This window comes from Arthrobacter sp. NPDC056727, from assembly GCF_042790555.1.
Lineage (GTDB): Bacteria > Actinomycetota > Actinomycetes > Actinomycetales > Micrococcaceae > Arthrobacter.
In genome coordinates this window covers 38,955-54,912 of record NZ_JBHTZA010000009.1, presented here as the reverse complement: position 1 = coordinate 54,912, position 15,958 = coordinate 38,955, and the positions used below count along the sequence as shown (strand labels likewise).

The 15,958-nt window shown below is 66.7% G+C and carries 17 protein-coding genes and 1 tRNA gene; 12 read left to right on the top strand and 6 right to left on the bottom strand.

All coding sequences use genetic code 11. From position 1 onward, the window contains the following. Positions 1-67 precede the first annotated feature (67 nt). The 4 genes from ACFRAH_RS11040 to ACFRAH_RS11025 all read left to right on the top strand — a co-directional run bounded on the left by ACFRAH_RS11040 (position 68) and on the right by ACFRAH_RS11025 (position 3,311). A complete protein-coding gene (locus tag ACFRAH_RS11040; RefSeq protein ID WP_377990924.1) occupies positions 68-1,264 on the top strand; it encodes a glycosyltransferase in 1,197 nt (398 codons plus the stop codon). A 129-nt stretch (positions 1,265-1,393) separates the two neighbouring features. Beyond that, a tRNA-Ile gene (locus ACFRAH_RS11035) sits at positions 1,394-1,467 on the top strand. A gap of 144 nt (positions 1,468-1,611) precedes the next feature. Next, entirely contained in the window at positions 1,612-1,938 is a 327-nt protein-coding gene (locus ACFRAH_RS11030; protein WP_377990923.1) for a hypothetical protein, read from the top strand. 182 nt (positions 1,939-2,120) lie between these two features. Next, positions 2,121-3,311, top strand: a complete 1,191-nt coding sequence (locus ACFRAH_RS11025) for an acyl-CoA dehydrogenase family protein (protein ID WP_377990922.1) — start codon at positions 2,121-2,123, stop codon at positions 3,309-3,311. On the opposite strand, the gene ACFRAH_RS11020 is transcribed toward ACFRAH_RS11025, so the two are convergent. Further along, on the bottom strand, positions 3,308-3,859 hold the full coding sequence (locus ACFRAH_RS11020) for a M23 family metallopeptidase (protein WP_377990921.1): 552 nt from the start codon (positions 3,857-3,859) through the stop codon (positions 3,308-3,310). The genes ACFRAH_RS11025 and ACFRAH_RS11020 overlap by 4 nt on opposite strands. Before the next feature lie 434 nt (positions 3,860-4,293). Between ACFRAH_RS11020 and rpsB the strand changes: the two genes are divergently transcribed. The 6 genes from rpsB to ACFRAH_RS10990 all read left to right on the top strand — a co-directional run bounded on the left by rpsB (position 4,294) and on the right by ACFRAH_RS10990 (position 9,230). Beyond that, positions 4,294-5,142, top strand: a complete 849-nt coding sequence (gene rpsB, locus ACFRAH_RS11015) for a 30S ribosomal protein S2 (RefSeq protein ID WP_076798204.1) — start codon at positions 4,294-4,296, stop codon at positions 5,140-5,142. A gap of 126 nt (positions 5,143-5,268) precedes the next feature. Further along, positions 5,269-6,105 (top strand): translation elongation factor Ts, encoded by an 837-nt coding sequence (gene tsf / locus ACFRAH_RS11010; protein WP_377990920.1) that lies wholly within the window; start codon positions 5,269-5,271, stop codon positions 6,103-6,105. Between the two features lie 124 nt (positions 6,106-6,229). After that, complete coding sequence (gene pyrH / locus ACFRAH_RS11005; protein WP_377990919.1) at positions 6,230-6,967, top strand: UMP kinase; 738 nt, start codon at positions 6,230-6,232, stop codon at positions 6,965-6,967. A gap of 98 nt (positions 6,968-7,065) precedes the next feature. After that, the gene (gene frr / locus ACFRAH_RS11000; protein WP_111902047.1) at positions 7,066-7,623 is read left to right on the top strand and encodes a ribosome recycling factor; all 558 of its coding nucleotides are present in this window, start codon (positions 7,066-7,068) and stop codon (positions 7,621-7,623) included. After that, entirely contained in the window at positions 7,623-8,546 is a 924-nt protein-coding gene (locus tag ACFRAH_RS10995) for a phosphatidate cytidylyltransferase (protein WP_377990918.1), read from the top strand. Before frr ends, ACFRAH_RS10995 begins: the two co-directional genes overlap by 1 nt. Positions 8,547-8,642: 96 nt before the next feature. Further along, entirely contained in the window at positions 8,643-9,230 is a 588-nt protein-coding gene (locus ACFRAH_RS10990) for a DivIVA domain-containing protein (protein ID WP_377990917.1), read from the top strand. 54 nt (positions 9,231-9,284) lie between these two features. Here the strand turns inward: ACFRAH_RS10990 and ACFRAH_RS10985 are convergent, their stop codons facing one another. Genes ACFRAH_RS10985 through ACFRAH_RS10970 form a run of 4 tightly spaced genes read right to left on the bottom strand, consistent with a single transcriptional unit; the run spans position 9,285 to position 13,085 of the window. Next, positions 9,285-10,751 carry a cation acetate symporter gene (locus ACFRAH_RS10985; protein ID WP_377990916.1) on the bottom strand — a complete coding sequence of 489 codons (1,467 nt, stop codon included), beginning with the start codon at positions 10,749-10,751 and terminating at the stop codon, positions 9,285-9,287. Positions 10,752-10,758: 7 nt separating this feature from the next. Next, on the bottom strand, positions 10,759-11,115 hold the full coding sequence (locus ACFRAH_RS10980) for a hypothetical protein (RefSeq protein WP_377990915.1): 357 nt from the start codon (positions 11,113-11,115) through the stop codon (positions 10,759-10,761). After that, the gene (locus tag ACFRAH_RS10975; RefSeq protein ID WP_377990914.1) at positions 11,112-11,831 is read right to left on the bottom strand and encodes a LytR/AlgR family response regulator transcription factor; all 720 of its coding nucleotides are present in this window, start codon (positions 11,829-11,831) and stop codon (positions 11,112-11,114) included. The genes ACFRAH_RS10980 and ACFRAH_RS10975 overlap by 4 nt, the downstream gene beginning before the upstream one ends. 57 nt (positions 11,832-11,888) lie before the next feature. Next, positions 11,889-13,085, bottom strand: a complete 1,197-nt coding sequence (locus tag ACFRAH_RS10970; RefSeq protein WP_377990913.1) for a sensor histidine kinase — start codon at positions 13,083-13,085, stop codon at positions 11,889-11,891. 162 nt (positions 13,086-13,247) lie between these two features. On the opposite strand from ACFRAH_RS10970, the gene ACFRAH_RS10965 reads away from it, so the two are divergent. Both ACFRAH_RS10965 and ACFRAH_RS10960 read left to right on the top strand, forming a co-directional pair. After that, complete coding sequence (locus ACFRAH_RS10965) at positions 13,248-13,631, top strand: DUF485 domain-containing protein (RefSeq protein WP_377990912.1); 384 nt, start codon at positions 13,248-13,250, stop codon at positions 13,629-13,631. Continuing rightward, positions 13,628-15,244: a cation acetate symporter gene (locus tag ACFRAH_RS10960; RefSeq protein ID WP_377990911.1), complete on the top strand. Its 1,617-nt coding sequence runs from the start codon at positions 13,628-13,630 to the stop codon at positions 15,242-15,244. Before ACFRAH_RS10965 ends, ACFRAH_RS10960 begins: the two co-directional genes overlap by 4 nt. A 102-nt stretch (positions 15,245-15,346) precedes the next feature. Here the strand turns inward: ACFRAH_RS10960 and ACFRAH_RS10955 are convergent, their stop codons facing one another. Then, positions 15,347-15,949, bottom strand: coding sequence for a hypothetical protein (locus ACFRAH_RS10955; protein WP_377990910.1), 603 nt, complete (start codon positions 15,947-15,949; stop codon positions 15,347-15,349). Between the last annotated feature and the right edge of the window lie 9 nt (positions 15,950-15,958).

Below are 15,958 nucleotides of genomic sequence, written 5' to 3'. Positions count from 1 at the left end.
TTACCTGCCGGCACCGGCCAGTGTGGTCAGCCGCAGCCGACCACCATGACCACCAGGAGCTTTCTACGTGACCATGCCCGACGCCCAACGCCCACTGACCATCCTCATCGCGGCGGACACGTATCCGCCCCACGTTAACGGAGCCGCCCAGTTCGGCTACCGGCTGGCCAAAGGCATGACGGCACGCGGACACGGCGTCCACGTGCTGGCCTGCCGGCAGGACAAGGGCAAGAGCTTTACGGAGTTCCGTGACGAAGCCACAGTCCACCGGCTCCGCTCGCACAGCGTTTTCACGCACGAATACTTCAGGATCTGTTTGCCGTGGGAGATCAAGAAGGAAATCAGCCTGCTGTTCGACAAGGTGCAGCCGGACGTGGTGCACATCCAAAGCCACTACATGATTGGCGAGCACGTCCTGTATGAGGCCGTGAAGCGCGGCGTTCGCATCGTCGCCACCAACCACTTCATGCCGGAGAACCTCAACCCGTTCCTGCCGTTCCCGCAGTGGTTCAAGGACATCATCGGGAAGATCTCCTGGAAGGACATGGGGAAGGTCATGGGCCAGGCGGACGTCGTCACCACGCCGACGCCGCTGGCAGCCAAGGCCATGCACCAGCACGCCTTCCTTCGCAAGGTGCTCCCGCTGTCCAACGGCATCGACTCGGCAGCCTATGAGCTCAAGCCGGACGAGGTCATTGAGCCCCACCAACACCCCACCGTGCTGTTCGCGGGCCGGCTGGCGGAGGAGAAGCACGTTGACGTGCTGATCAAGGCGGTGGCCGCCACCCCCGCAGACCTGAATGTCCACCTTGAGATCGTCGGCGGCGGCGAGGTGCGGCCGTCCCTCGAGGCACTGGTGGAACGTCTTGGGCTGCAGAACCGGGTGAAATTCCTGGGCCTTGCCAGCGACGACGAACTCCGGGAGGCCTACATCAGGGCCGACCTGTTCTGCATGCCGGGGACGGCCGAACTGCAGTCCCTGGTGACACTGGAGGCCATGTCCGCATCAACGCCAGTCCTGCTGGCGGACGCCATGGCCCTGCCGCACCTGGTGCGGGACGGCGAAAACGGCTACCTGTTCAAGCCGAATGACAGCGCTGACCTGGCCGAAAAGATCACCAGGATCTTCCGGCTGCCGGCCGGGGAGCGGAAGGCCATGGGCAACGCCAGCCGGTGCATGGTGGAGCCGCACAGCATCCAGGGGACCCTGCAGACGTTTGAGGACCTGTACTACGGGGCCAACTACGAGGACAAGGTCGTCTGAAGGCCGCACCTGCCCGAAGTGGTCTGAAGCCCGCCGCCGGTTTGCTAGAGTGAATCTGCCCCGCCGACGACGGGCCCTCACGGGCCGGCACCGGGCGGGCGCACCTCCCGCAATGCGGGGCCGGTGCACGGGGCTATAGCTCAGCTGGTTAGAGCGCGGGACTCATAATCCTAAGGTCCTCGGTTCAAGTCCGAGTAGCCCTACCTTCAGAGCCCTGATCCGCATCCTCGCGGATCAGGGCTCTTCCTTTTGCGGGCTGTGTTCTTGCTGACTGCCGTCGTGGGCCACAGGTCCTCCTGCCCGGCAGGCCTCTTCCTGACCAGCCGGTGCAGGCATAGAGTTCGGCCATGAAAATCGACGTCTCCGCCGCCGGGCTGCTGGCGGAGGTTATTCCCGCCCTTCTCGTTTTCCTGGCACTCGAGGACCGGTTGTCGCCCTCCAATATTCCGCGGCGGAAGTGGCGGCGGAGATTGACCCGCTGGCGCGAAGCGGCCGTGGTTGCCAACCTTCTTGCACTCGCGGGCTGCCTGGCCATTGTTGTGACCAGGGTGGAGAACACCCTGCTGAGCTGGTTCATCGCCGCCAGCGTCGCCTACCTCGTCGCCGTGCTCTCGCTGCTGTTCGCCGGCATGTTCCGCAAGGAGGAAGGCCGGGTGGCCAGGGAGGAGGACTGATGGCCGGCGGGCCACGTCGACAGAACTGAGTCAGACCTACAGAACAGCGCCACGCCGACAGAACGCTGCCAGGCCGCAGCGCTTTCCATCTCTGTTCCGGTACGGTAAGTTACTCATCGGTAACAAGTCGTCCCGGCGGCCCCTTCCCTGGCCACGGCCGCCGGTCCCTGCGAAGGAGTCCCATGTCCGCCGCTGATAGTGACATCAACAGCCTGCCCTATGCCGACGGCGACTTCTTCGCCTTTGAGGACATGCTGAGCTCCAAGGAGCGTGACCGGCTGGCTGAAGTGCGCTCCTTCCTGTCGCGGGAAGTAAAGCCGATCGCCGTGGACTGCTGGAACCGCGGTGAATTTCCGCTGGACCTGATTCCAAAACTGGCCGAGCTTGATCTGGTGAGCCCGGTCAGGCGCCAGGGCTACTCCAACCTCTTCGCCGGGATTGTGCACGCGGAGGTGACCCGCGCAGACACCTCCATCGCCACCTTTCTGGGTGTGCATGACGGCCTTTTCGCCGGCTCCATCGAAGCCCTGGCGTCCCCGGAGCAGCAGGACGCCTGGCTGCCGGACATCTACTCGCTGCGCAAGATCGGGGCCTTCGGGCTGACGGAACCCCTGGGAGGCTCCGACGTTGCCGGCGGCACACGCACCACGGCCAGGCGCGACGGCGGCCACTGGATCCTCAACGGCGCCAAGCGCTGGATCGGCAACGCAACCTTCTCCGACTGGGTGGTGGTCTACGCGCGGGACGTGGCGGACAACCAGGTCAAGGCATTCCTCGTGGACACGAAGCTGAAGGGGTTCAGTGCCACGAAGATCGAGAACAAGATTTCGCTGCGGACCGTGCAGAACGCCGACATCACCCTCCAGGACGTGGTGGTTCCGGACTTCTTCAAGCTGGCCAACGCCAACAGCTTCCGGGACACCAACAAGGTCCTGAAAGTCACCCGCCTCGCTGTCGCCTGGCAGGCAGTGGGCCAGCAGCTCGCCGCCTTCGATGTGGCCCGGCGCTACGCCGTGGAGCGGTACCAGTTCGGCCGCCCGCTCGCCTCCTTCCAGCTGGTGCAGAGCCAGCTGGTCCAGATCCTGGGGAACGCGGTCAGCTCCATGGGCATGATGGTCCGGCTCGCTCAGCTCGAGGATGCCGGCCAGGCCAAGGATGAGCAGTCAGCCCTCGCCAAGGCCTTCACCACGGCACGGATGCGGGAAAGTGTGGCCATCGGCCGCAGCCTCCTCGGCGGCAACGGCATCGTGACGGACTTTGAGATGGCAAAGATCTTTGCCGACGCAGAGGCGATCTACTCCTACGAGGGCACCCACGAGGTGAACACCCTGGTAGCCGGCCGGGCCATCACCGGCGTCTCTGCGATCGTCTAGCCCCCCGGTGACCCGCGGCCCCTTGGCGGCAGCAGCACCGAGGGCCGCAGGTCCAGGATGAAGGACAGCGGGTTGAGGTACTCCTCGCCGCTGCGGACGCCCCAGTGCACGCACGGCGAGGGGCCGCAGTGGCCGGACTGCAGGACGCCCACCACGGCCCCCTTGGCCACGGAAGCGCCCTTTTTCAGCGTGCTCCGCACCGGTTCGAAGCTGCTGCGCAGGCCATTGCCGTGATCAATGGTGATGACGGGCCGGTCCACCACGACGCCCACAAAGCTGATGGTGCCGGACTCCGGGGCGGTGACCGGGCCGCCGTCGGACGCCGGTCCAAGATCCACGCCCCGGTGCCCGCTCAGCCACGGTTTGTCCGGGGGATCGAAGGGCCGCAGGACCGCCGGCCGCGGCGAGAGCGGCCAGCTCCACCCCGCCGGTGCCGGAGTAGCAGCCCCGCCGGGGGAGAAGCCCAAAACGCTGGAAGGTGCCGGCGCGGCGGACGGCGCGCCCGCCGTCGTAAGCAGGAGCAGTGCAGCCATCACGAAAGCTTTCATGTCCCCAGCCTGGGCGCCCGGTCCGGGTGCCGGAACGGGGCATTCGGCCTATGTGGAAAACGCCGCAGCTTGCGGCAGGGGCGCGGCGGATCCGGTGCATTTGCCGCGGGCCGCTGTAGTACACTTGGTGGAGCAGTTTGCTGTGCCCTCAACGCATTCCATTTACATGGGTAGCGTCAGCACGCCCCATTCAGGAGTGCGGGGGAGCAGTGGCTGACTACGCGTATCCAGCCCTCCACAACCGGTAAGCAGCTGCTTGCCGCTGCGGAGGATTGCGCCTCTTGCGGTCAGGCCCGGCAACGGTCCTGATGAGATGTGCAATGGATGCCAGGAGCCTGTGCCCGTCCGGGCAAGGCTAACTAACCGTCAACTATTGGCAGGGTAAGAGCGGCTGCGGCCGCTCTCATGAATGACCTGCCGGAAGGAGCGTCGGCATGCCCGTCGTAACCATGCGCCAGCTGCTTGACAGCGGCGTCCACTTTGGACACCAGACCCGCCGTTGGAACCCGAAGATGAAGCGCTTCATCTTCACCGAGCGCAACGGCATCTACATCATTGACCTCCAGCAGTCGCTGTCCTACATCGACCGCGCCTACGAGTTCGTCAAGGCCACTGTCGCCCACGGCGGCACCGTGCTGTTCGTCGGCACCAAGAAGCAGGCCCAGGAAGCCATCGCCGAGCAGGCCACCCGCGTTGGCCAGCCGTACGTCAACCAGCGTTGGCTCGGCGGTATGCTCACCAACTTCCAGACTGTTGCCAAGCGTATCCAGCGCATGAAGGAACTCGAAGAGATCGACTTCGACGACGTCGCCGGTTCCGCTTACACCAAGAAGGAACTGCTGCTGCTCCGCCGCGAGCTGACCAAGCTCGAGTCCAACCTCGGCGGTATCCGCAACCTGACCAAGGCACCGTCCGTGCTGTGGGTTGTTGACACCAAGAAGGAGCACCTGGCTGTTGACGAGGCCAAGAAGCTCAACATCCCGGTTGTGGCCATCCTGGACACCAACTGCGATCCGGACGAGGTCGACTTCCCGATCCCGGGCAACGACGACGCCATCCGCTCCGTGAACCTCCTGACCCGCGTTGTTGCCGACGCTGTTGCCGAGGGTTTGATCGCCCGCAACCAGCGCGCAACCGGCACCACCGAGACTCCGGAAGAGCCGCTGGCTGAGTGGGAGCGCGAGCTCCTCGAAGGCAGCAAGGCCGAGGCTCCGGCTGCCGAGGCTGCTCCCGCCGCTGAGGAAGCCCCGGCTGCTGCCGAGGGCACCGACTCCGCGAAGTAACAACTTCATCGGGATTTCCGGGCGCTGTCCGCAGCGCCCGGGCAACTGACAGGATGGCCGCTCACTCTGTGAGCTGCCGTCCTGTCGGTCCGTACACACAAAAATTTTCTAGACAGAGGGGTTCACATGGCGAACTACACTGCCGCTGATATCAAGGCTCTGCGCGAGCGCACCGGCGCCGGCATGATGGATGTCAAGAAGGCTCTCGACGAAGCCAACGGCGACGCCGAGAAGGCAATCGAGATCATCCGCATCAAGGGCCTGAAGGGCGCCACCAAGCGCGAAGGCCGCTCCACCGCTGAAGGCCTGGTTGCTGCCAAGGTTGACGGCGGCGTTGGCGTAATGATCGAGGTCAACTGCGAGACCGACTTCGTCGCCAAGGCTGACAAGTTCATCCAGCTGGCTGACAAGGTCCTGGCCGTCGCCGTCGAGTCCGGCGCTGCCGACCTCGAGACCCTGCTCGCCACCGACGTTGACGGCAAGCCGCTGTCCGAGGTTGTCATCGAAGAGGGCGCTGTCCTCGGCGAGAAGGTTGTTGTCCGCCGCATCGCCCGCATCGAGGGTGCCACGGTTGACGCTTACCTGCACAAGACATCCAAGGACCTCCCGGCCCAGGTCGGCGTCCTGTTCGCCGTTGACGGCGAAGGCGAAGCAGCCGGCACCGCAGCCCACGACGTTGCCGTGCACATCGCCGCCATGTCCCCGAACTACCTCTCCCGCGAGGACGTTCCGGCCGAGCTGGTCGAATCCGAGCGCCGCATCGCCGAGGAGACGGCCAAGGCCGAAGGCAAGCCCGAAGCTGCCCTGACCAAGATCGTCGAAGGCCGCGTTACCGGCTTCTACAAGGGTGAGGTCCTGGTTGACCAGGCTTTCGCCAAGGACGCCAAGAAGACTGTGGCGCAGGTCCTCGAAGAGGCCGGCGTCAAGGGAACCGCGTTCACGCGTTTCCGCGTCGGCTCCTAGTCTGACACGCAAGGGGGTGGCCACTTCGGTGGCCGCCCCTTTTGCATGCACCGGCCACATAGGAATGTGAGCGCTGGCCGGATGCGCGATAACCTAGCTCAGAGTTCACCAACCGGAAGGCATCATGGAAGCCGTCAATACTCCCGTCCAGTCAGAGAAGCACAGGCGCCGGGTCCTCCTGAAGCTGTCCGGTGAAGTTTTCGGCGGCGGCAAGCTGGGCGTCGACCCCGATACCGTCCGCGCCGTAGCCAAGCAGATCGCTGCAGCCGTTCCCGACGTCGAGGTGGCCATCGTGGTTGGCGGCGGCAACTTCTTCCGCGGCGCCGAACTGTCCGACGGCGGCATGGACCGTTCGCGTGCCGACTACATGGGCATGCTGGGCACCGTCATGAACTGCCTCGCCCTGCAGGACTTCCTGGAACAGGCCGGTGTTGAGACCCGGGTCCAGAGCGCCATCACCATGGGACAGGTGGCCGAGGCCTACATTCCGCGCCGCGCCATCCGCCACATGGAAAAGAACCGCGTGGTCATCTTCGGGGCCGGAGCAGGCCTGCCCTACTTCTCCACCGACACTGTGGCCGCCCAGCGTGCCCTCGAAGTGCACGCCGACGTCGTGCTGATGGCCAAGAGCGGCGTGGACGGCGTCTACACCGCCGACCCCAAGAAGGACCCGGCGGCGGAGAAGCTGGAAAAGCTGAGCTACGACGACGCACTCCGCCGCGACATCCGCGTCATGGACCAGACCGCCATGACCATGTGCAAGGACAACCAGCTCTCCATGGTGGTGTTCGGCATGGAAGGCGAAGGCAACGTCACCCGCGCCATCCGCGGCGAAAAGCTCGGAACGCTGGTCACGCCCTAGTTACAGCTAGGATATTTCTAGGACGGTCCCGCCCACTGGGCGGGACCAGGATTGTGAAATTCCCCGGTTTGCCGGGAACCAATTTCTGAGGAGAGATCGTGATCGAAGAAACCTTGCTCGAAGCCGGAGACAAGATGGACAAGGCGGTTGAGGTAGCCAAGGAAGACTTCGCCTCGATCCGCACCGGGCGGGCAAACCCCGGCCTGTACAACAAGGTCATGGTGGAGTACTACGGGACCCCCACGCCGCTGCAGCAGCTGGCTTCCTTCGCGATCCCGGATGCCCGCACCATCCTCATCACGCCGTTCGACAAGACCGCCCTGCGCGACATCGAGCGTGCGCTGAGCGATTCCGAGGTCGGCGCCAACCCGTCCAACGATGGCAACGTCATCCGCATCACCATCCCGGAGCTGACGAAGGAACGCCGCAAGGAATACGTCAAGATCGTCAAGTCCAAGGGTGAGGACGCCAAGGTGTCCATCCGCAACATCCGCCGCAAGGCCAAGGAAACCCTGGACCGCCTCGTCAAGGACGGCGAAGCCGGCGAAGACGAGGGCACCCGCGGCGAAAAGGAACTCGACGTCATCACCAAGCAGCACGTCGACGGAATCGACGAGCTCCTCAAGCGCAAGGAAGCTGAGCTGCTCGAGGTCTGATGGGCCAGGCACAGCAGGCCCCCGGTGCGCGGGCCCGAACCCGGACCCGCCAGCCCAGGCCCAACCCCACGCCCGGGGCTGGGCGCAACCTGCCGGCGGCAATCGCCGTGGGCCTGGCCATGCTCCTTGCGGTGCTCGGCGGACTGCTCTTCCTGCCGCTCGGCTTCGTTGCCGTGGTCACCACCTTCGCCGCCTTCGGCGTGTGGGAGGTTTTCCGGGCGCTTGAGGCGAACGGCACCCGCCTGCCTATCGTGCCGGTCATGGTGGGCACGGTGGCCATGCCGTTCTCGGCCTATTTCGGCGGCCTGGAAAGCCTGCTGTTCGCGATGCTCGCAAGCAGCGTTGCAGTACTGCTCTGGCGGTCGGTGGAAAGTGCGACGGGCTCCGCCCGCAGCATTTTCGCGGGGGTGTTCACTCTCGCCTGGGTGCCCTTCCTGATCAGCTTCGCCGCACTGCCGCTGCACGTCGAGGGCGGCGCCTCACCGGTAGGCGCGTGGCCCGGCGGCGTGGTTCCCGAGGGCGCGTGGCAGATTGTCATCCTGCTGCTCCTGGTGGTTTCCAACGACACCTTCGGGTACCTCGTGGGCGCGCGGTTGGGCAAGCATCCCATGGCGCCAAAGATCAGCCCGAAAAAGTCCTGGGAGGGGTTTGCCGGATCCATCGCGGGTGCGATGCTCGTCGGGATCCTGGCCAGCATCTTCCTGCTGGACAAGCCCTGGTGGGTGGGGGTTGTGCTCGCGATCGGCATGGTGGCAGCCGCCACCGCCGGAGACCTCTCCGAATCCATGGTCAAACGCGAACTCGGCGTCAAGGACATGAGCAGCATCCTGCCGGGACACGGCGGGGTGATGGACCGGCTGGACTCGATCGTGTTCGCGTCGCCCGTGGCCTTCATGCTGTTCGTCCTGTTCTCCGGGGCCTGAGCCGGCATTTCCCGCTGGGGGCCCAGAGGCACCCGGCCCTCCGAAACGCTCTAGAATAATGCGGTTACGACCCGCCGAAGAAGTATCGAAGGAATCATGGTGAGAGTGGACAGCAAGCGGCACATTCCGGCGTCGTTCGAACGCGTGGCGCGGACGGACTACGGCTACAACGCCAAGCAGGTGGACCAGTTCCTGCAGCAGGCCCGTGTATCGCTGGAGACGCCGGATGCCGCGGCCCACCCCATCAAAAGCGCCGACGTCAGGTCCGTGTCCTTCGATCCGGTCAAGGGCGGATACTCGGCCACTGCGGTGGACGCCGCGCTGGACCGGCTGGAAGATGCCTTCGCCCGCCGGGAGCGGGACGACCTCATCGCCGAACGGGGCGAGGATGCCTGGCTGCGGCAAATCGGCCAGCTGTCCGGGACGCTCCGCGGCCGCCTGCACCGGCCCGACGGCGAGAGGTTCCGCCACCCGGTCAAGAAAAAGTCGCGCAGCTACAACACCAAGGACGTGGACAGCCTGTGCCGGGACCTGATCGGCTACCTCGAACAGGACAGGCCCCTCAGCGTTGACAACGTCCGCCGGGCCGTCTTCCGGCCCGCCGTCGGCAAGGACGGCTACGAGGAGACCCAGGTGGACGCGTTCCTCGACCGGGTGGTCGAGCTGATGGCCGCCATCGACTGACGGCCTGACAGCCCGCCGGCACCCGGCGTCGGCGTCCGACGGCGGCCTGCCGCCTCAGCGTTCGGTGGCCAGCGGCCGCTCGGGCGTGTGCAGCCGGGTCATCACCCTGGTGATGGTTCGCGGCACCCGGGAACTGGTGGCGCGCGACGTCACTACCATCGCGGTGAAGGCCGCCGGCACCGTCCAAGCCGCGGGCTGCGCCAGCCACGGCGGCGTCCCCGCTACCCCAAGGACAGTGCCCGCCACCATGGCGCCGCCGCACAGCAGCCCGCCGGTCACCATCCCGGCGATGGCACCGGCGTCGGTCAGGCCCCGCCACCAGATGCCGAGCAGCAGGACCGGGCAGATCGTGGACGCCGTGAAGGCGAAGACCAGGCCCACACTGCCGGCCAGGGCCAGCGAATCCGTCATGAGCGCCAGGCCCAGCGGAACGGTGATCGAGACCAGCGCCGCGACCCGAAAGCCGCGCACACTCCCGCCGAGCACATCCTGGCTGATCACGCCGGCCAGCGAGACCACCAGGCCGGACGTAGTGGACAGGAACGCGGCGAATGCGCCTGCCACCACCAGGGCGGACAGCAGCTCGCCTGCCGGGCCGCCGACGAGACGGCCCGGCAGCAGCAGCACCAGGGCGTCCGCCTGCCCGGCCCGGGCCAGGTCCGGGGCGAAGAGACGCCCCGCCAGTCCATACGCCGTCGGAAACAGATAGAACACAGACAGCAGGCCCAGCACGATCAGCGTCGTCCGGCGCGCCGACTGTCCGTCCGGATTGGTGTAGAAGCGGACCAGGACGTGCGGCAGTCCCAAGGTTCCGAACAACAGGGCAACCAGGAGCGAGATGCTCTGATAGGGGCTTGCCGGATCCGCTCCGCCCGGGTTGGAGGCCGCCGCCGCCACAGTGGGCGAATCCTTGTCTGCCAGCACCAGCAGAATGAAGATGAGGGGCACGGCCAGGGCCGTGAGCTTGAGCCAATACTGGAACGCCTGCACGAAGGTGATCGAGCGCATCCCGCCGGCAACCACGGTCAGGCACACCACCACCACGACGGCGGTTGAGCCCGCCCAGGCGGGCAGCCCCGTGGTGGTCCGGATGGTCAGCGCGGCGCCGTGCAGCTGCGGAACGATGTAGAGCCAGCCCACAATGACCACAGCCAGGCTGGTCACGCGGCGCACGGCCCGTGAATCGAGCCGGGCTTCTGTGAAGTCCGGGATGGTGTAGGCCCCGGAACGCCGGAGCGGCGCAGCCACGAACAGCAGAAGCATCAGGTAGCCGGCGGTGTAGCCCACTGGATACCAGAGGGCATCCGTGCCGGACAGCAGTATCAGCCCGGCCACACCCAGGAAGCTGGCCGCGGACAGATACTCCCCGCCGATCGCCGACGCGTTCCACCAGGGCGGCACGGTCCGGGAGGCGACGTAGAAGTCGCCCGTGGTCCGGGAGATCCGCAGTCCGTAGAAGCCGATAACGGCCGTCGCCACGGAAACAGCAGCCACAGCCGTGATGCCCACCGCCGGATTCATCGCCGCATCACCTTTCGCCGGCGAGGTCGCGGTAGCGGGCCTCGTTGCGTGCCGCGCTGCGGATGTAGAGCCAGGCGCTGATTCCGGTCACGGGGTAGATCCCGGCGCCGAGCAGCAGCCAGTCCAGGGGGATCCCGGCGAACCGCGTATCGGCGAGGCCCGGTATCGCGGCGAGCAGCAGCGGAAAGGCACCGAGGATCAGCAGGAATCCGCCGGCCACCACCAGGGCAAGCCGCAGCTGGGAGCGGATCAGCGAGCGGACGAACACCTGGCCGACGGCCGAGTCCTCGACGGACTCCCTGGGCTCGATACCGGAGGCCGGCCGTGCTGCAGAACGGGGCGCAGTGACCCTGACGCGGGTCATGCCTGCGGCCGGATCCTGGTTGCCTCAAGCTTCTCGCGGACGGCCGGGAGGTGCCGGCGGCTGATCGGCAGTTCAGCGTCCTCGACGGAGACGCTGGGGCGGCCGGCGGTGAGCCTGAGGTGGGAGACGTGGGCCAGGGCCACCAGGTAGGACCGGTGGGTACGGATGAAGCCGGCGTCCGCCCACTGCTGTTCGAGGTCCGCTAGCGGAACACGGATCAGGTAGCTGGCGTCGGCCGTGTGAAGACGGGCATAGTCGCCCTGTGCCTGGACGTACGTAACGTCGTCGCGGCGGATCATCCGGGTGGTCCCGCCCTGGTCCACGGTGATCATCTCCGGCGCCGCACCGCCGTCGCGGATCAGCTCACTGATCCGGCCCACGGAGCCGGCCAGCCGCTCGGCCCGCACGGGCTTCAGCAGATAGTCCACCGCCGCAAGCTCAAATGCCTCCAGGGCGCAGTCCTCGTCGGCGGTGACAAAAACGACGGCGGGCGGGCGGCTGCTGCGGGAAATGGCCCGCGCGATGTCCAGTCCGGACACCGCCGGCATGTGGATGTCGAGGAAGACGGCGTCCACCGCCTCCGCTTCGAGGACCCGCAGTGCCTCGGCGCCGGAGGAGGCGCGGAGGATGGTGCCGATTCTCTCATCACGGCCCAGGAGGAAGGCAAGCTCCTCGATCGCGGGCAGCTCGTCGTCGGCGACGAGAACGTTAATCATGGTCCTAGGTTATCTTTCCGGCTCCCCGCCACGGCCCAGGCGGCCCAGCCAGGATTTTCAGGCATCGTGCTCCGGCTGGGACTTGGGGACCCGCATGGTGATGAGCGTGCCCTCTCCGGGAGCCGTGTCGATCACCAGGCCGTGGTCGTCCCCGTACACCTGCCGGAGCCGGGCATCGACATTCCGCAGGCCCACATGCTCGCCGTCCGTGTGGCCGGCCAGCATGGACTGCAGCTGCACCGGATCCATGCCCACGCCGTCGTCCTCGATGGTGACCTCGGCGAACGCGCCCGAATCGTTGGCGGAGATGGTGATGTGGCCGGGCCCCTCCTTCGCCTCCAGGCCGTGCCGGACAGCATTCTCCACCAGCGGCTGCAGGCTCAGGAACGGGATCACCGTGCTCAGCACCTCCGGCGCGATCCGCAGGCTGACCTGGACCCGCTCGCCGAACCTCGCCCGTTCGAGCAGCAGGTACCTGTCGATGCAGCGCAGCTCTTCGGCAAGCGTGGTGAAGTCCCCGTGCCGCCGGAACGAGTACCGGGTGAAGTCCGCGAACTCCACCACGAGTTCGCGCGCCCGGGCCGGGTCGGTGTTGATGAAGGAAGCGATCGCGTTCAGCGAGTTGTAGATGAAGTGCGGGCTGATCTGGGCGCGGAGGGCCCGCACCTCGGCTTCCATCAGGAGCGTCCGGGAGGCGTCCAGCTCGGCCAGCTCCACCTGCGCTGCCACCCAGTCGGCCACTTCAGCGGTGGCACGCACCAGCCCCGCTCCGGCCTGCGGCGCGAAGGCGGCCACGGCACCCACGACGCGCGAGCCCGCCCGGACGGGAGCCACGACGGCGGCCGCCACGGATCCGGATTTGGGGGAGCTGAGCCGCAGGTCGGCAGCGTTGAACACCTGCGTCCTGCCGCTGGCGAGGACATCCGCGGCCAGGCCCAGCAGCCCGGGCCGCAGCTCCTCGGCGGTTCCGTCCCAGGCCAGCACACCGGACACATCGAGGATGGCCAGCGCGTCACAGCCCAGCAGCGTCCGCAGTTGGCGGCTGGCTTTCGCTGCCCCTGCGGGGTTCAACCCGGTCCGCAGGTGCCGTCCGGCCTTCGATGCGGCGTGGAGGGTGTTGTAGGTGGCCCGCTCGGCGTCGGTGCCCAGTTCGCGGAAGGAGCGCAGCACCTTGAGCCCGATGGCGACGACGGCGGCAACCGCCAGGGCAATCACGGCCACGGCGGCCGCGGAATAGAGAGGCGAGTCCGGCATGCTGCCAGCGTAGCGTGCGCCGTTTGGCGCAGCACCGACGCCGCTGGCCGACCGGCGGCGGGCAACCACTGGCATGAGGTGCGCGCAGCGGCGCACAGTGATGACAGTCACACTGGCCGTGACCTGCGGCCATGTGGGAGCCAGCCCCAATGAGGAGGAACGATGGGTAAAGATGCCCGAACCCAGGACGCGGGGGCGTCCGCGGACTTCGAGGAAGTCCAGGCCACGCAGCAGTTCAAGGACCTGCGCAAGCGCCACCGCAGCTTTGTGTTCCCCATGGCCATCGCGTTCCTGCTCTGGTACTTCGCGTACGTCATCCTGGCCGCCTACGCCGTTGACTTCATGTCCACCAAGGTGTGGGGCAATATCAACGTCGGCATCATCATGGGCCTGCTGCAGTTCGTGACCACGTTCGCCATCACAGGCTGGTACGTCAGCTACTCGAACAGGCGCCTGGACCCGATCGCCGCGGACATCCGGCACGGCATTGAAGGCCACGAGTATGACAAGTCCGGCGCCAACGCACTGGGCGGAGGATCAAAATGATCGCCATTCCGGCAGCCGTCGACGTCGCCGCACTCAAGGACACCACGCTGCTGAACATGGGCATCTTCGCCCTGTTCGTCGTGGTCACCATGGTCATCGTCCTGCGGGCCAGCCGCAACAACAAGACGGCCGCCGATTACTACGCCGCCGGCCGATCCTTCACCGGCTCCCAGAACGGCACCGCCATCGCCGGCGACTACCTGTCCGCGGCTTCCTTCCTGGGCATCACCGGGGCCATCGCCATCAACGGCTATGACGGTTTCATGTACTCCATCGGCTTCCTGGTCGCGTGGCTGGTCGCGCTCCTGCTGGTGGCCGAACTGCTCCGGAACACGGGCAAATTCACCATGGCAGATGTCCTGTCGTTTCGCCTCCGGCAGCGCCCGGTACGCATCGCGGCCGCCATCTCCACGCTCGCCGTCTGCTTCTTCTACCTCCTGGCCCAGATGGCCGGCGCCGGAAGCCTGATCTCGCTCCTGCTCGGCATCGGGGACTGGGGCGGACAGGCGCTGGTGATCATCGTCGTCGGCGCCCTGATGATCATGTACGTCCTGATCGGCGGCATGAAAGGCACCACCTGGGTCCAGATCATCAAGGCCATCCTGCTCATCGCCGGTGCCGCCGTCATGACACTCTGGGTCCTGGCCATCTACGGGTTCAACCTCTCCAGCCTGCTGGGCGGCGCGGCCGAGGCAGCCAACAACCCGGCAGTGCTCAACCCCGGCCTGCAGTACGGCAAGACCCCAACATCCAAGCTGGACTTCATGTCCCTTGGCCTTGCCCTGGTGCTGGGCACCGCCGCGCTGCCGCACGTGCTGATGCGCTTCTACACGGTGCCCACCGCCAAGGAAGCCCGCAAGTCCGTGGTGTGGTCCATCTGGCTGATCGGGCTGTTCTACATCTTCACGCTGGTCCTCGGCTACGGCGCCGCCGCACTGGTGGGGGCCGACACCATCAAGGCCGCCCCCGGCGGCGTCAACTCCGCAGCACCGCTGCTGGCCTTCCACCTGGGCGGGCCGTTGCTGCTGGGCTTCATCTCGGCCGTGGCTTTCGCCACGATCCTCGCCGTGGTTGCCGGCCTCACCATCACCGCTGCCGCCTCGTTCGCGCATGACATCTATGCCAACGTCATGGCCAAGGGAAAGGCCGACGCCGACACCGAAGTCAAGGTGGCCCGCCGGACTGTGGTGGTCATTGGCATCCTCGCCATCCTGGGCGGGATCTTTGCCAACGGCCAGAACGTGGCCTTCCTGGTGGCCCTGGCGTTCGCTGTGGCAGCCTCCGCCAACCTGCCCACCATCATCTACTCCCTGTTCTGGAGCCGGTTCACCACGCAGGGCGCCGTCTGGAGCATGTACGGCGGACTCGCGTCGGCCATCATCCTGATTGCGCTGTCACCGGTGGTGTCGGGCGGTGCGACGTCCATGATCAAGACCGCCAACTTCGCCATCTTCCCGTTGAGCAACCCGGGGATTGTGTCCATCCCGCTGGCCTTCCTGCTGGGCTGGGTGGGCACGGTCCTGGACAAGAGGCGGGAGGACCGCAGCAAGCAGGCGGAAATGGAGGTCCGGTCGCTGACCGGGATCGGCGCCGAGAAGGCCGTGGAGCACTAGCTTGCTCGCCTGGCCTTAGCACGGCAGGAGCTCCCGCGCACTGCGCGGGGGCTCCTGCCGTATCTGGCTGCGTCCTCCCCGTACGGGAATGAGTCGGAAGGCTCAGTGCGCGTGGTGGCCTCCGGTGTGTTCACCGTGCGGGACCGCGAAGCGGCCCGCCGTCGACGCTGCGAGTCCCGGCGTCGTAATGGCGGCAACCAGCAGCGCCCCGGCGAACGCGGCGGCGAGCAGCCGCCCGGCGTCCGGCCGGCCAGCTGCATTCTGGCAGGATTCAGTGTGAAGTTTCGGTGAGCTGCGGCCGAGCCACGAGGTGGCCGCAAGGATCATGAGGGTCAGCAACAGGGCGGCGAGGTGACTGATGCCCAGTCCGGCCATGCCGCTCCCCATCCCCAGGACGAGGGCCGCCAGATGGGCGGCGGCAGCGGCGGGCAGCAGGAGGGCGGAGGTCCGCGATAGCGGGAAGCGGCCCCTGCCCAGCCCGGCAACCGTCCACGCCAGCAAGCCTGCTCCCCAGAGGAGGGCAGCCGCGGCACCGGCCGCCCTCCCGGGAAGGGCAGGTCCGGTGGCCGCAATAAGGCTGGAGGCGACGGCCAGGTTGACCGCTGCCGCGCCGAGCCCGGCAAAGCCGGCAAAGAGCCGCACGGCATCCGCACGGAACGTTTGCTGCCCTGACGGGGCTGCCGTGATGGCCTGGCTGGTCGTCATCTTTTGGGT